A 14,542-nucleotide genomic window follows, 5' to 3' on the forward strand; every position below is an offset into this window, starting at 1 on the left:
GGCCGTACGCCTTCCTCACACCCCTACCCGGAGCCAACCCCCGGAGCCCCCCATGGGTCGTTATGTGATCCGGCGACTGCTGCAGATGATCCCGGTCTTCTTCGGCGCCACGCTGCTGATCTTCCTGATGGTGAACGTGATGGGCGACCCCATCGCCGGCCTGTGCGGCGACCGCCAGTGCGACCCGGCGACCGCGGCGCAGCTCGAGAAGGAATTCGGACTCGACAAGCCGGTCTGGCAGCAATACCTGACCTACATGGGCAACGTCTTCACCGGCGACTTCGGCACGGCCTTCAACGGCCAGGAGGTCACCGAGCTGATGGCCAGCGCCTTCCCGGTCACCATCCGCCTCACCCTCGTCGCCATCTTCTTCGAGATCGTCATCGGCATCAGCCTGGGCGTCCTCACCGGCCTCAAGCGCGGCCACCCCGTCGACACCTCCGTGCTGCTGCTGACCCTGGTCGTCATCTCCATCCCGACCTTCGTCACCGGCCTCCTCCTCCAGCTCCTCCTCGGAGTCAAGTGGGGCTGGATCAAGCCGGCGGTCTCCAGTGACGCCCCGCTGAACGAGCTGATCGTCCCCGGCCTCGTCCTCGCCTCCGTCTCCCTGGCGTACGTCACCCGCCTCACCAGGACCTCGATCGCCGAGAACAAGCGGGCCGACTACGTCCGCACCGCCGTCGCCAAGGGCCTGCCCCGCCACCGGGTCATCAGCCGCCACCTGCTGCGCAACAGCCTCATCCCGGTGGTGACCTTCATCGGCACCGACATCGGCGCGCTCATGGGCGGAGCCATCGTCACCGAGCGGATCTTCAACATCCACGGTGTCGGCTACCAGCTCTACCAGGGCATCCTCCGCCAGAACACCCAGACCGTGGTCGGCTTCGTGACCATCCTCGTCCTGGTCTTCCTGGTGGCGAACCTGCTCGTCGACCTCCTGTACGCCGTCCTTGACCCGAGGATCCGCTATGCCTGAGCAGCCTGAGCCGTTCGACGACGGCCGCGCGATCAACCACACCGGCGCCGGAGGCGGAACCGACCTCGCGATGGACGAGGGCGAGACGCTGGAGAAGACGCCAGGCGGTCCAGAGGGCACCGGCCCCGACAAGAAGCCGCGCTCCCTCTGGTCCGACGCCTGGCACGACCTGCGCCGCAACCCGATCTTCATCATCTCCGGGCTGATCATCATCTTCCTGGTGATCATCTCCATCTGGCCCCAGCTCATCGCCAGCGGCAACCCGCTCGACTGCGACCTCTCCAGGGCCCAGGAGGGCTCCCAGCCCGGCCACCCCTTCGGCTTCAACGGCCAGGGCTGCGACGTCTACACGCGTACGGTCTACGGGGCCAGGGCCTCCCTCGAGGTCGGCCTCTTCGCCACCATCGGCGTGACCCTCCTCGGCTCCGTCCTCGGCGGCCTCGCCGGCTTCTACGGCGGCGCCTGGGACGGCTTCCTCTCCCGCATCACCGACGTCTTCTTCGCCATCCCCGTCGTCCTCGGCGGCCTCGTCCTGCTCTCCGTCGTCAGCAACAACACCGTCTGGCCCGTCATCGGCTTCATGGTGCTCCTCGGCTGGCCGCAGATCTCCCGCATCGCCCGCGGCTCCGTCATCACCGCCAAGCAGAACGACTACGTCCATGCCGCCCGAGCGCTCGGCGCCTCCAACAACCGGATGCTGCTCCGTCACATCGCGCCCAACGCCCTCGCGCCCGTCATCGTCGTCGCGACCATCGCCCTCGGCACGTACATCTCGCTCGAGGCCACGCTCTCCTTCCTCGGCGTCGGCCTCAAGCCCCCGACCGTCTCCTGGGGCATCGACATCTCCGCGGCGGCCCCCTACGTGCGCAACGCACCGCAGATGCTGCTCTGGCCCTCCGGCGCGCTCGCCATCACGGTGCTCGCCTTCATCATGCTCGGCGACGCCGTCCGCGACGCCCTCGACCCCAAGCTGAGGTAGGGACCCATGCTGCTCGAAGTGCGCGACCTGCACGTGGAGTTCCACACCAGGGAAGGGGTGGCCAAGGCGGTCAACGGCGTCGACTACTCCGTCGACGCGGGGGAGACCCTCGCCGTCCTCGGCGAGTCGGGCTCCGGCAAGTCCGTCACCGCCCAGGCCGTCATGGGCATCCTCGACATCCCCCCGGGGAAGATCACCCAGGGCGAGATCCTCTTCCAGGGCCAGGACCTCCTGAAGCTCCCGGAGGCCGACCGGCGCAAGATCCGCGGCGCCAAGATGGCGATGGTCTTCCAGGACGCGCTGTCCTCCCTCAACCCCGTCCTCAGCGTCGGCGACCAGCTCGGCGAGATGTTCCAGGTCCACAAGGGGCTGTCGCGGAAGGACTCCAAGGCCAAGGCCATCGAGCTGATGGACCGGGTCCGCATCCCCGCCGCCAAGGAACGCGTCGGCCAGTACCCGCACCAGTTCTCCGGCGGCATGCGCCAGCGCATCATGATCGCGATGGCGCTCGCCCTCGAACCCGAACTGATCATCGCCGACGAACCGACCACCGCCCTCGACGTCACCGTCCAGGCCCAGGTGATGGACCTCCTCGCCGAGCTCCAGCGCGAACTCAACATGGGCCTCATCCTCATCACCCACGACCTCGGCGTCGTCGCCGACGTCGCCGACAAGATCGCGGTGATGTACGCCGGCCGGATCGTCGAACACGCCCCCGTCCACGAGATCTACAAGGCCCCCGCCCACCCCTACACCAAGGGCCTCCTCGAATCGATCCCGCGCCTGGACCAGAAGGGCCAGGAGCTGTACGCGATCAAGGGCCTGCCGCCCAACCTCCTGAACATCCCGCCCGGCTGCGCCTTCAACCCCCGCTGCCCCATGGCCCAGGACGTCTGCCGGACCGACGTACCCCCGCTGTACGACGTGACCGACTCCCCGGTGCCCCGCGCCAGCGCCTGCCACTTCTGGAAGGAGTGCCTCCATGGCTGAGGCGATTCTCGAAGTCCGGGACCTCCACAAGCACTACCCGCTGACCCAGGGCATCCTCTTCAAGAAGCAGGTCGGCGCCGTCAGGGCCGTCGACGGCGTCGACTTCGACCTCGCCGCCGGCGAGACCCTCGGCATCGTCGGCGAATCCGGCTGCGGCAAGTCGACCGTCGCGAAGATGCTGGTCAACCTGGAGCGGCCGACCACCGGATCGATCCGCTACAAGGGCGAGGACATCACCAAACTCTCCCCCCGCGCCCTCAAGGCCGTCCGCCGCAACATCCAGATGGTGTTCCAGGACCCCTACACCTCGCTCAACCCGCGCATGACGGTCGGCGACATCATCGGCGAGCCGTACGAGATCCACCCCGAGGTCGCCCCCAAGGGCTCCCGCCGCCAGAAGGTCCAGGACCTCCTGGACGTCGTCGGCCTCAACCCCGAGTACATCAACCGCTACCCGCACCAGTTCTCCGGCGGCCAGCGCCAGCGCATCGGCATCGCCCGCGGCCTCGCCCTCCAGCCCGAGATCATCGTCGCGGACGAACCCGTCTCCGCCCTCGACGTCTCCGTCCAGGCCCAGGTCGTCAACCTCCTCGAACAGCTCCAGTCCGAGTTCTCCCTCTCGTACGTGTTCATCGCCCACGACCTCTCGATCGTGCGGCACATCTCCAACCGGGTCGGCGTCATGTACCTCGGCCGGATCGTCGAGATCGGCACCGACGCCCAGATCTACGACCACCCCACCCACCCCTACACCCAGGCGCTGCTCTCCGCCGTCCCGGTCCCCGACCCCGACGCGCGCGCCCACCGCGAGCGGATCATCCTCACCGGCGACGTCCCCTCCCCGGCCAACATCCCCTCCGGCTGCCGCTTCCGCACCCGCTGCTGGAAGGCACAGCAACGCTGCACCCTGGAGGTCCCCCTCCTGGCCGTCCCCGCGGTCTTCCGCCTCACGGACAGCCCGGCGAAGCACGACTCGGCCTGCCACTTCGCGGAGGAGAAGCAGGTGGTGCCCCCGGAGAGCGGCGAGAGCGGCGAGAGCGGCGAGAGCGGAGAGAGCGGAGAGAGCGGGGGGAGCGGGGGGAGTACCGGGAACGGCGGGATCGGCGGGGGTGATGGGAGCGCCGGGAACGCCGGGAACGGCGGGAACGGCGGGACCGAGCCCAAGTCGCTTTAACGCACAGGCAACTCGACGGACTCGGCTCCGATATACGGACACGGCAGTCTCATCAACGTACGGCCGTGCGGGTGCCGTAAGCCGGCCGGGGCGCGCCATGTCGCCCCGGCCGGCTTCCTCTCTTTCTGAGGCTCGGTTCCCCTCCGGGGGCGCGGCAGGTGCTGGTGGGTTGGGCGGAACCGCTTGTTTCGGTCGGTCGCGACCGTGAGTATCGGGTCCGTGACTGTGACACGACCGGCACGTCTCACGGGCGCCGCGCTCTGCGCCGCCCTCGCCCTCATGGCCGCCGTGTGGATCCTCAAGGACCTCGCCGTGGTCGGCTCACCCACCGACCTCGCCTGGTCCTGGACCGGGGACCACCTCTTCCTGGCGAGGGGGCGGACCGCCACGTCGTTCCTCGACCCCCTGCTCCTCGTCGTCTCCGTCGTCACCGCCGTCGCGGCCCTGCGCTCGCGCCACGCGGCCTCCGCGCTCGTCGCCACCGGCGCCGTCACCCTCGCCCTGCGCCTCCCCGGCCTGTGGGCGCCCGGAAGCGGGGTGCTCATCACCTCGCTCCTCGAACTCGTTCTCGCCGCCGGCCTCGTCGCCACCGCCGCCGCGGGCCGCCGCCCGGCCGACCGCCCGTCCGAACAGCTCCCCAGCCGCCCCCGCACCGGCCCCGCCGTCGCCGCCGGAGTGCTGCTCGCGGCCGGCGCGCTCGCCGTGGTCCTGTGGGAGGCGTACTGGGCCGTCGAACTGCCCCCGGAGACCACCGTCGACCGGTTCGTCGGCGGCCGGTCCGTCTTCACCCTGCCCCTCGCGCCCCCGCCCGGCTGGCTGTCGGTGATCCTCGTCGCGCTGTACGGCACCGCCGCCGGCTCCGCCTTCGCCCGTGCCCGCCACGGCCGGTCCTTCGGCCTGCTCGCCGGGGCGTTCCTGGCGGCCGACGGGCTCATCGAGTCCGCGCGGGTCGTCCGGTTCTCGCTGATCCCGCACATCGCGGAGATCTCCACCGCCGAGCAGATGCACGTCCTCACCGCCGTCTTCGGGCTGTTCGGCGGGATCGCGGTGCTCGCCCTCCTCGCCGGGCGCGGCGTCCCGGTCGCCGCGCCCGTCCCCTATGCCCCCTACGGCCCGTACGGGTCGTACGGGCCGCCCCCGTCCCCGCCGTCCCCGCCGCCGCCCGGCTGGTGACCTACTCCGTCATGGCGAGCGACCTCCTCAGGAACTCCACCTGGAGCAGGAGGAGGTTCTCCGCCACCTGCTCCTGCGGCGTCATGTGCGTGACCCCGGACAGCGGCAGCACCTCGTGCGGCCGGCCCGCCGCCAGCAGGGCCGAGGAGAGCCGCAGCGCGTGCCCGAACACCACGTTGTCGTCGGCGAGACCGTGCACGACCATCATCGGCCGCACCGGCACCTCCGGAGCGGACAGACCGTCGTCGGTGAGCAGCGACTGCGCCGCGTACACCTCCGGTTCGTCCCCCGGGGCGCCCAGGTACCGCTCCGTGTAGTGGGTGTCGTACAGCCGCCAGTCCGCCACCGGCGCCCCCGCGACGGCCGCGTGGAAGACGTCCGGCCGCTGGAGCACCGCCCGGGCGGCGAGGTAGCCGCCGTACGACCAGCCGCGGATCGCCACCCGGTCCAGGTCCAGCGGGAACCGCCCGGCCAGTGCCCGGAGGGCCGCCACCTGGTCGTCGAGCGTCGGCGACAGATCGCGCAGGATCGACTTCTCCCAGGCGGGGGAGCGGCCCGGCATGCCCCGCCCGTCCGCCACGACCACCGCGAAGCCGTGGTCGGCGAACCACTGGGACGTCAGGTACGGGTTGTGCGCGGCGACCACCCGCTGCCCGTGCGGGCCGCCGTACGGATCCATCAGGACCGGCAGCGGCCCGTCCCCCTCCTCGTACCCCGTGGGCAGCAGCACCGCGCAGGGGATCCGCCGGTCGCCCGCCTCCGTGAGCCGCACCCGCGCGGAGATCACCGGCAGCTGCGCGTACGAGGCCACCACCGCGACCTGCTCGCCGTCCCGCAGCACCCGCGCCACGCTCCCCGGCGTGTCCGGCCGCGCCGAGACCAGGACCGTCACCGGCCCCGAGCGCACCGCCCCGTGCACCCCGATCCCCTCGGAGAGCCGCTCCGCCCCCCGGTCGGTCACCCGGTACACATGGATCTCGCCGGTCTCCGGCTCCGCGGCCGTCTCACCCGCCGAAGCCGATACGAGGACGTCGTCCTCCCCGAACCCGAGCACCGCCCTGACGTGCAGCGCCCCGTCCGTGAGCAGCCGCTCCCCGACGGCGAGGGCCCGGGCCCCGCTCTCGTCCGTGATGCGGACGAGCCGCCCGTCCGGAGCCCACGCCGGCACCCCCGGCAGCAGCTCCAGCCACGCCGGGTCCTCCTCCGCCAGCACGGTCGAGGTCTTCCCCGACTCCGGGTCCACCGACAGGTTCAGCTGGGCCCGCTGGTCCCGCGTCTGCACGAGCAGCAGCGGCGCCCCCGCGGCCGACCAGTGCACCCGCGCCAGGTACGGGTACCGCTCCCGGTCCCACACCACCTCCGTGCGGGTCCCGTCGAGGCACACGAGGAAGAGCCGCACCTCGGCGTTGGCCGTCCCCGCCGCCGGGTACGCGACCGACTGCGGCTCCCGCTCCGGGTGGGCCGGATCGGCGATCCACCAGCGGTGGACCTTCCGGTCGTCGGCACGCGAGACGAGCAGCCGGTCCGAGGCGGGCGACCACCAGTAGCCGCGGTCCCGACCCATGTCCTCCGAGGCGATGAATTCGGCCAATCCGTAGGAGACGTGCCCGTCCTCCGGGGCGGCGAGCTCCCGATCACCGGAACCGTCCGCTCCGACCACCCGCAGCGCGCCCTCCGTCACGTACGCGACGAACCGCCCGTCCGGCGAGGGCCGGGGGTCGAGCACCGGCCCCGGCACCGCGAGCTCCCGCGCCGTCCCGGCCCGCAGCTCCGCCGCGAACAGCCGCCCCGACAGGGCGAAGGCCGCCAACTCCACGGCCGCGTCCACCGCGTACGCCACGATCCCGCCGGAGCCCTCCCGGCTCCGCTCCCGGCGCGCCCGCTCCCGCGGCGACAGCTCCTCCTCCGCGCCCGCGAGCAGCACGTCCGGATCGGCGGCCACCCGCTCCACCGGACCGCCGCCCGGCGGCAGGTCGAGGACCCACAGCCGGTGCGAACGGTCGGTCCCGGAGGCCGATCTGACGAAAGCGACGCGCTCGCCGTCGGGAGAGACCGAGAAACCGCGCGGTACTCCCAGGGTGAACCGCTGGGTCCGGGCGTGCTGGCGGGGGAAGGAGAGCGCGGCCCGGGGTGTGGCCGACTGCTGTCGAGACGAGGTCATGCGGCCGAAACTAGCGCCGTGCGCCCCCCTCGTGCCTCCGTCCGCCGATCGATGCGATCGCACGGATAGTTATGATCCGTAGCGCTAGGTGGGTATGTACCCGACTGGCACATGCTCGCTGCCCGAACCGATCGAATATCCGACCGAAGAAGTGTGGAGGTGAACCGCCGTGGCACTCTCGATTTCGGCGGTGGTGCTGCTGGCGATCGTCGTCTTCCTGCTGATCCGGAAATCCGGGCTGAAGGCTGGACATGCGGCGATCTGCGCGCTCCTGGGCTTCTACCTGGCGAGCTCGTCCATCGCTCCGTCCATCAGCACCCTCACCACGAACGTGGCGGGCATGATCGGCGGCCTCAAGTTCTGACCTCGTAGGGTGGGGGCATGACGGATCTCCCCGCCCGTCGTCTGCTCCTCGTGCACGCGCACCCGGACGACGAGTCGATCAACAACGGCGCCACCATGGCCAGGTACGCGGCCGAGGGCGCCCTTGTCACCCTGGTCACCTGCACGCTCGGCGAGGAGGGCGAGGTCATCCCGCCCGAACTCGCCCACCTGGCACCCGACCGGGAGGACCGGCTCGGTCCCCACCGCGTCGGCGAACTCGCCGCCGCGATGACCGAGCTGGGCGTCACCGACCACCGCTTCCTCGGTGGCCCCGGACGCTTCCGCGACTCCGGAATGATGGGCGCCGAGCAGAACAAGCGCGACAACGCGTTCTGGAACACGGACGTCGACACCGCCGCGCCCCACCTCGTCGAAGTGATCCGCGAGACCCGCCCGCAGGTCCTCGTCACCTACGACCCCGACGGCGGCTACGGCCACCCCGACCACATCCAGGCCCACCGGGTCGCCATGCGCGCCGCCGAACTCGCCGCCGACCCGGACTACCGCCCCGACCTCGGACCCGCCCACACGATCGCCAAGATCTACTGGAACCGCGTCCCGCGCCCGGTCGCCGAGGCCGGCTTCGCCCGGCTCCGCGCCGAGGGCTCCGCCTTCCCCGCCGTCGCCGAGATCGCCGACGTCCCCGGCGTCGTCGACGAGGACCGGATCACCGCCGAGATCGACGGCGGCACGGAGCACACGGCCCGCAAGAGCGCCGCCATGGCCGCGCACGTCACCCAAGTCGCGGTCGACGGCCCCTTCTTCGCCCTCTCCAACGACCTGGGCCAGCCGATCTTCACCACCGAGTACTACGAGTTGGTCCAGGGCACTCCCGGCGCCCCCGCCGGCGTCCGCGAGACCGACCTCTTCGCGGGGGTGACCGCATGACCGCCTCCCGGTCCTCGGCCTCGTCCTCAGGGCGCTCCCGGTCCTCGGCCTCGGGTTCCTCGGGGTCCTCCGCCTCCTCGGGTTCCTCGGGTTCCTCCGCGAACGCCCTCCCGGTCTCCCGGAACGGCCGCTACGCCTGGTACGCCGGCCTGGTCGTCCTCGGCGCCCTCGTCGGCACCGCCGGAGCCCTCGTCCAAGCCGCCTGGTTCCCCGGCGGCTTGCTCCTCGCGCTCCTCGCCTCCGCCGGCCTGTTCTACGGAGGGATGCGCGCCACCGGCACCCAGGTCGGCGTCGCGGCCGCCGGCGGCGGCTGGCTCCTCGCCGTCATCCTGCTCAGTTTCGGACGCCCCGAGGGCGACGGCGTGTTCGCCGGGGGCATCGGCGAGCTGCTGTTCCTCTTCGGCGGCATGGCGATCGCTGTGATGTGCACCACGCTGTCCCGGCTTCCCCGACCGACCCCGTGAACAGGACGACTTGAGACCGGGGACGCCCCGACTTCGCCCGGATTGCCCGTCGTCGTTCACCCATGGGTCGGGTATGTGACGGCGGTGCCCAGTATGGTGGTGCGCGCCGCCGAACCGCCCGGGTTACACGAGCCTCAGCAAGAGCGGGCGGTGGAGCCAACCGGGAGATCCTGCTTTGAGTCGTGAAACTGGTCGAGAGACTGACAGTTCGTCCTCCGGCGCCCAGGGGCGCGGTGGAGCCGCGTACCCCTCGGGTACCCCGCCGTACGGATCCCGCCAGTATCCGTCGCTCCACCCCACGCAGGACGCGCCGGAGGAGACCGCCGCCGCGCCCGCGCCGCCGGAGGAGCCCAAGACCGAGACGACGCTGACGACCCGGATCCGGATCAACATCCCGGGTTCGCGTCCGATCCCGCCGGTCGTGGTCCGCACGCCGGTCGCCGAGGCGCCCGCGGCGGAGACGGCGCCGGAGCCCGCTCCGGTACCCGCGCCCGCCGCCGAACCGGCACCCGCGCCGGTGGCGGCACCGGAGCCGCCGGGCGCCGAGGAGGCCCCGAAGGCGCAGGGGAAGGAGACGAGCGACTGGTTCGCCCCGCGCAAGGCGGGACCGACTCCCCCTCCGACCCCCGCGTCGGCCCCCACCCCGGCCCTGCCGTCCGCCCCGGCGACGCCCGGCCCGCTCACCGCCGGACCGGACACCCCCGGCACCGGCTTCGCCGGCTCGGCGACCTCCGGTGTCCCGACGGTCGGCACGACCCCGTCGAGCCGCCCGGTGACGTCGTCCCCGAGCGCCGGCGTCGGCAACCCGCTGTACGACAGCGGCACCCCGGCAGGGGGCACGCCGAGGTACGAGGGAACCCCGGGCTACGACGCCACACCGGGCTACGACCCGACGCCCGGCTACGACGGAACGCCGGCGGGCGGGACGCCGATGTACGACGGGACGCCCTCGGGGGGCACGCCCATGTACGACGGCACGCCCGCGTACGACGGGACCCCGGCGGCGGGCACGCCCCGGTACGACGGGACCCCGGCGGCCGGCACGCCCACGTACCGAGGCCCGGCCGCGGGACCGCACGCGGGCCCGTCCGGCCCCACCACCGGCCCGGTCACCGGCACCGCCTCGCTCGGCGGACCGGCGCCGGTCGCGCCGTTCCCCGGCGGCACCGGCACGCCCCCGCGCATGTCCGACGACACCGCGATCCTGACCCCGCAGCAGCCCGCCCCGACCCCCGCCCAGGGGCAGGGGCCGCGACCGGGAGCGGCGCAGGGACGCGCGTCCGGCCAGGGCCTGGCCGCCGACGGCGGTGCCCACATCTCCGGCGACACCCTCACCAGCGGCATCCCGGTCGTCCCGCCGACGGCGGCCCGCCCGAACCTCACGCCGCGCATCGAGGAGACCCCGGCCCCGGCTCCCGCCGCCGCCCCGCGCCCCGCACCGACCCCCGCGCCGAGCCGCGCCCAGGCGAAGAAGGGCCGCTCCAAGCTGGCCCTCGCCGCCGCCGGCCTCATCGGCATCGCGGCCGTCGCCTACGGCGCCGGACTGCTCCTCAACCACTCCGACGTCCCCAAGGGCACCACGGTCCTCGGCGTGGACATCGGCGGCGGTACGAAGGAGGAGGGCGTCAACAAGCTGGAGACGGCCCTCGGCAAGCGCGCCCACACGCCGCTCCAGCTCAGCGTCGGCGGCAAGAAGGTCCAGCTGCCCCCGGAGAAGGCGGGCCTGGCCCTCGACAGCCAGGAGACCGTCCGCGCGGCCGCCGGCAGCGACTACAACCCCGTCTCGGTCATCGGCTCCCTCTTCGGCGGCGAGCGGATCGCCAAGCCGGTCTTCCCGGTCGACGACGAGAAGCTCGCCGTCGCCCTCCGGGACCTGGCGGGCGCCTCCGCCTCCGCGACCGAGGCCACGATCCGCTTCGCGCCGAACAAGGTCACGCCCATCGAGGGCAAGCCCGGCGCCGGAATGGACATCCAGCGCTCGATGATCTCCGTCCGGGACGCCTTCCGCGCCCAGGTCGAGACGGGCCAGAACAAGGTCGTCGAGCTCCCGGTCACCCCGATCCGTCCGTCGGTCACCAAGGCCGAGCTGGACCGGGCGATGAAGGAGTTCGCCACGCCCGCCATGTCCGGCGTGATCCGGATCTACGCGGGACCGAAGTACATCGACTTCGGTCCGGCGCGGTCGCTGCCGCAGATCCTCTCCATGAAGGCGGTCGACGGCCGCCTCGTCGAGGTCTACGACAAGAAGGCGATCGAGCGGCTCCTCGACGGCGCCTTCGACGGCATCATGATCACCAAGGGTGACGGCGCCAAGCACCAGGTCTCCGCCGACGACGTGGCCTTCGTGATGCGCGACGCCCTGATGGGCAAGACCAAGGCCGAACGCACCAAGGTCATCGACCTGACCGGCACGGGCTGAGGGCCGCCCGCCCCCGGCCGCTGAACGCGGCGCCCCGCACCCCCGCCCGACGACCCGTCGAGCGGGGGTGTCGCGCATCCGGCGCGGCCGTCGGCGCACAGCCGTGGCACGCGCACGGCGGGTACCGGAGGGTCTCCGCCGACGATCGTGACCCGTACCCGAAAAGCGCTCGCCGCCGGGGGCCGTCGCCGTCTAACATGATCCGTAAGGGCGGGGTCGTAGCACAGAGGTAATGCGCCGCGATGGCATCTCGGAGGACGCCGGTTCGAATCCGGTCGCCCCGCCCCCTTACTTCTCTCCGCCGTCCAGGCGCGCGGCATCGCCACGAACGCCGCCTGCTGCCGTTCGGCGCGACCCCGAGCAGGACCCGGCCCGTTCCGCCCTGCCCGAGCACCGCGACCGTACGGAACGGCCCCCCACAGGTGTGGTCAGTTCAGGCGCGCCCTCGCCGCCAGGGCCCGGCGGCGGATGGTCGTCGCCGACTCCGGGTCCACCGCGTCCATCACCCGCGCGTACGCCTCCATCTCCGCCGCCCCCGCCAGGAAGTCGCCGCGCTGGACGAGCAGCTCCGCGCGCTCGTAACGCAGCCGCGCGGGGTGGGAGGGGAGCAGCAGGGCGAGCTCCACGGCCCACAGGCCCACGTCGGAGCGCTCGGGTCGGGGGGCCGCCCAGGCGCGGATGTTGTTGAGGACGCGGAGCACGATCGCGCCGGGCTCGGCCGGGCGGAGCATGGAGCGGTCGAGGGCCTCGCCCGTCGCGCTCGCCACGAGGAGCTCCGCGTCCGCGTCCGTCATGGGCCGCCCGCCCGCGAAGGGGTCGGCGAGGTTGAGGTCGGCCGGGTCGCCGAAGCCCACGACGAAGTGGCCGGGGAGGCCGAGCCCGTACACGGGGGCACCGGCCCGGCGGGCCACCTCCATCCAGACGACGGAGAGCAGGATCGGCAGGCCCCGGCGGCGGCGCAGCACCTCGTGCAGGAGCGAGGACTCCAGGCGCTGATAGTCGGCGGGCACGCCCTCGAAGCCCTCCCGGTGGCCGAGGAGCGCGGCGAGCTCGGTGGCCCAGGCGCCGGTGGTGCGGGTCGCGTACGGGATGAGCCCGGCGAGCCGGTCGAGTTCGATCTCGGCCTCGTCGATGACCTGCCGGGTGACCGTGGGGTCGGCGACGGCTCCGACGAGCAGACAGAGCCGGGCGAGATCGGGCCGCTCGGACCGTGCCTCCTCCGCGAACTCCCGCCGCCAGTCGGGCACGTCCTCCGCCGGTCCGACCCCTGCCCCCGCCGGTCCGACCCCCGCCGGTCCGGCCCCTGCCGGTCCGATCCCCGCCGGTCCGGCCCCCGCCGGTCTGTTCCCCGCCGGTTCCTCGTCCGCCGGTCCCTCGTCTCCCGGTCCGGTCCCCGCCGGTCCGTCGCCCGTCCGTTCCTCCGGTCCGTCCGACCCGGCTCCGTGCTCCGTCACGCCTCCGTCACGCCTCCGACCATCGGTAGTGGTGGTAGTGGTGGTGGGCCGCGAAGCCCATCCCGTCGTACAACGCCCGGGCGCCGTCGTTCTCCGCCTCCACCTGGAGCCAGGCCGCCGACGCGCCCTCGTCGAGCGCCTGCCGGGCGAGCGCCGTCATGACGGACGTCGCCAGACCCCGCCGCCGGTGGGTGGGGTCGACCTCGACGGCCATAAAGCCCGCCCAGCGGCCGTCGACGACGCAGCGCCCGATCGCCGCCGGTACCTCTCCCGTGCCCGCCACGGACGCGAACCACACACTCGGGCCGGAGGCGAAGACCGCTCTTACCGCCGGGCTCGCCTCCCCGAAGCGCTGGTAGCGGCTGAGCCACTGCTCGTCGAGCGTGCGGGAGAGCCGTACGGCGGAGACGTCGGCGTCCTGGTCGCCGATCGGGGCCAGCGCCCCGATCCGTACCTCGGCGGAGACCTCGCGCCGCCAGCCGTGCCGGTCGAGCGCCGCGCACAGCAGCTCCTGGGTGCCCTCGGCGCCGGTCGAGGTCTGGACGTACGCGGGCAGCTTCCGGGCCGCGTACCACTCCCGTACGCGGGTCAGCGCCTCCGCCACCGGGACCCCGGGATCGCCGAGCGGCAGCGCGGAGTTGGCGCGGCGGGTGAAGCCGTCGGCGGCCCGCAGGGTCCACTCGCCGAGCGGCTCGCTCTCGACCGGCTGCCAGGCGCGCGCGGTGGCCCGCGCCAGCTCCGCGAAAGTGGCCGAGGGCCCCCGTCGGCGGGCGGGCGCGGGCGGCACGATCTTCCCCGCCGCCAGGGCCGTTTCCGCGATCCGGACGCTTTCACCGCTCTTTCGTGTGATCAGCAGCACACCGGAGTCCCACGATGTGAGAACTCCGACCGCGTCGGTGAACTTCTCGCCTGCTGCGGCCGAGTCCGTCACGTACCGAACGGAGACACGTTTTCCCACGTCAGCGCCGGTGATTCGGACCTCAAGGCGCCCTCCGCCGGTGAATTCCACAGCTTCTCCGCCCCTCCTGTTCGGATCGCCCTCAAGAACGGAGATACTAGGTGCGGGCATCGACGACGCCGCGCTCCCGCGCAGACCAGCCCTATCGAGGAGGAACGACAGCGTGACCTACGTCATCGCGCAGCCTTGTGTCGACGTCAAGGACAAGGCGTGCATCGAGGAGTGCCCCGTCGACTGCATCTACGAGGGCAAGCGGTCCTTGTACATCCACCCGGACGAATGCGTCGACTGCGGGGCCTGTGAGCCGGTCTGCCCGGTGGAGGCGATCTTCTACGAAGACGACACCCCGGAGGAGTGGAAGGACTACTACAAGGCGAACGTCGAGTTCTTCGACGAGCTCGGTTCGCCCGGTGGTGCCTCCAAGCTCGGCGAGATCGAGCGTGACCACCCCTTCATCGCCGCCCTGCCGCCGCAGAACGGCTGATCGACCGCATCCGGTCCCGTACGGCGTCGGTCGCCGTA

The 14,542-nt window shown here is 72.5% G+C and carries 13 protein-coding genes and 1 tRNA gene; 11 read left to right on the top strand and 3 right to left on the bottom strand.

What is annotated here, in order from left to right; all coding sequences use genetic code 11:
• Window positions 1-52 precede the first annotated feature (52 nt).
• The 5 genes from OG361_RS25985 (at window position 53) to OG361_RS26005 (ending at window position 5,292) form a co-directional block, all read left to right on the top strand.
• Entirely contained in the window at window positions 53-976 is a 924-nt protein-coding gene (locus tag OG361_RS25985; RefSeq protein ID WP_405857259.1) for an ABC transporter permease, read from the top strand.
• A complete protein-coding gene (locus OG361_RS25990; protein WP_405857261.1) occupies window positions 969-1,955 on the top strand; it encodes an ABC transporter permease in 987 nt (328 codons plus the stop codon). Before OG361_RS25985 ends, OG361_RS25990 begins: the two co-directional genes overlap by 8 nt.
• Before the next feature lie 6 nt (window positions 1,956-1,961).
• A complete protein-coding gene (locus tag OG361_RS25995) occupies window positions 1,962-2,945 on the top strand; it encodes an ABC transporter ATP-binding protein (RefSeq protein WP_405857263.1) in 984 nt (327 codons plus the stop codon).
• Complete coding sequence (locus OG361_RS26000) at window positions 2,938-4,119, top strand: ABC transporter ATP-binding protein (protein ID WP_405857265.1); 1,182 nt, start codon at window positions 2,938-2,940, stop codon at window positions 4,117-4,119. The genes OG361_RS25995 and OG361_RS26000 overlap by 8 nt, the downstream gene beginning before the upstream one ends.
• Window positions 4,120-4,338: 219 nt before the next feature.
• Window positions 4,339-5,292 (top strand): hypothetical protein, encoded by a 954-nt coding sequence (locus tag OG361_RS26005; RefSeq protein WP_405857266.1) that lies wholly within the window; start codon window positions 4,339-4,341, stop codon window positions 5,290-5,292.
• Between the two features lies 1 nt (window position 5,293).
• Here OG361_RS26005 and OG361_RS26010 read toward each other — a convergent pair whose 3' ends face one another.
• Window positions 5,294-7,453 (bottom strand): prolyl oligopeptidase family serine peptidase, encoded by a 2,160-nt coding sequence (locus OG361_RS26010; RefSeq protein ID WP_405857268.1) that lies wholly within the window; start codon window positions 7,451-7,453, stop codon window positions 5,294-5,296.
• A gap of 169 nt (window positions 7,454-7,622) precedes the next feature.
• On the opposite strand from OG361_RS26010, the gene OG361_RS26015 reads away from it, so the two are divergent.
• The 5 genes from OG361_RS26015 to OG361_RS26035 all read left to right on the top strand — a co-directional run bounded on the left by OG361_RS26015 (window position 7,623) and on the right by OG361_RS26035 (window position 11,893).
• Window positions 7,623-7,817: a hypothetical protein gene (locus OG361_RS26015; RefSeq protein ID WP_384558319.1), complete on the top strand. Its 195-nt coding sequence runs from the start codon at window positions 7,623-7,625 to the stop codon at window positions 7,815-7,817.
• A 17-nt stretch (window positions 7,818-7,834) separates the two neighbouring features.
• A complete protein-coding gene (mshB, locus tag OG361_RS26020; protein WP_405857270.1) occupies window positions 7,835-8,725 on the top strand; it encodes an N-acetyl-1-D-myo-inositol-2-amino-2-deoxy-alpha-D-glucopyranoside deacetylase in 891 nt (296 codons plus the stop codon).
• A complete protein-coding gene (locus tag OG361_RS26025) occupies window positions 8,722-9,189 on the top strand; it encodes a DUF6113 family protein (protein WP_405857272.1) in 468 nt (155 codons plus the stop codon). The genes mshB and OG361_RS26025 overlap by 4 nt, the downstream gene beginning before the upstream one ends.
• Window positions 9,190-9,364: 175 nt before the next feature.
• Window positions 9,365-11,608, top strand: coding sequence for a hypothetical protein (locus OG361_RS26030; RefSeq protein WP_405857274.1), 2,244 nt, complete (start codon window positions 9,365-9,367; stop codon window positions 11,606-11,608).
• Between the two features lie 210 nt (window positions 11,609-11,818).
• Window positions 11,819-11,893, top strand: a tRNA-Ala gene (locus OG361_RS26035).
• A 143-nt stretch (window positions 11,894-12,036) separates the two neighbouring features.
• Here the strand turns inward: OG361_RS26035 and OG361_RS26040 are convergent.
• A complete protein-coding gene (locus tag OG361_RS26040; RefSeq protein ID WP_405857275.1) occupies window positions 12,037-12,855 on the bottom strand; it encodes a tetratricopeptide repeat protein in 819 nt (272 codons plus the stop codon).
• Window positions 12,856-13,069: 214 nt separating this feature from the next.
• Entirely contained in the window at window positions 13,070-14,071 is a 1,002-nt protein-coding gene (locus OG361_RS26045) for a GNAT family N-acetyltransferase (RefSeq protein WP_405857277.1), read from the bottom strand.
• Between the two features lie 112 nt (window positions 14,072-14,183).
• Here OG361_RS26045 and fdxA point away from each other — a divergent pair, with 112 nt between their 5' ends.
• A complete protein-coding gene (gene fdxA, locus OG361_RS26050; protein WP_015035968.1) occupies window positions 14,184-14,504 on the top strand; it encodes a ferredoxin in 321 nt (106 codons plus the stop codon).
• Window positions 14,505-14,542: the final 38 nt, after the last annotated feature.

The sequence above is a fragment of the Streptomyces sp. NBC_00090 genome (assembly GCF_045160815.1).
Classification (GTDB): Bacteria; Actinomycetota; Actinomycetes; order Streptomycetales; family Streptomycetaceae; genus Streptomyces.

What these genes read in the sequence shown, in the direction of transcription:
- OG361_RS25985 (WP_405857259.1), top strand. Translation starts at nt 53, where the DNA reads ATGGGTCGTTATGTGATCCGGCGACTGCTGCAGATGATCCCGGTCTTC.
- OG361_RS25990 (WP_405857261.1), top strand. Translation starts at nt 969, where the DNA reads ATGCCTGAGCAGCCTGAGCCGTTCGACGACGGCCGCGCGATCAACCAC.
- OG361_RS25995 (WP_405857263.1), top strand. Translation starts at nt 1,962, where the DNA reads ATGCTGCTCGAAGTGCGCGACCTGCACGTGGAGTTCCACACCAGGGAA.
- OG361_RS26000 (WP_405857265.1), top strand. Translation starts at nt 2,938, where the DNA reads ATGGCTGAGGCGATTCTCGAAGTCCGGGACCTCCACAAGCACTACCCG.
- OG361_RS26010 (WP_405857268.1), bottom strand. Translation starts at nt 7,453, where the DNA reads ATGACCTCGTCTCGACAGCAGTCGGCCACACCCCGGGCCGCGCTCTCC.
- mshB (WP_405857270.1), top strand. Translation starts at nt 7,835, where the DNA reads ATGACGGATCTCCCCGCCCGTCGTCTGCTCCTCGTGCACGCGCACCCG.
- OG361_RS26025 (WP_405857272.1), top strand. Translation starts at nt 8,722, where the DNA reads ATGACCGCCTCCCGGTCCTCGGCCTCGTCCTCAGGGCGCTCCCGGTCC.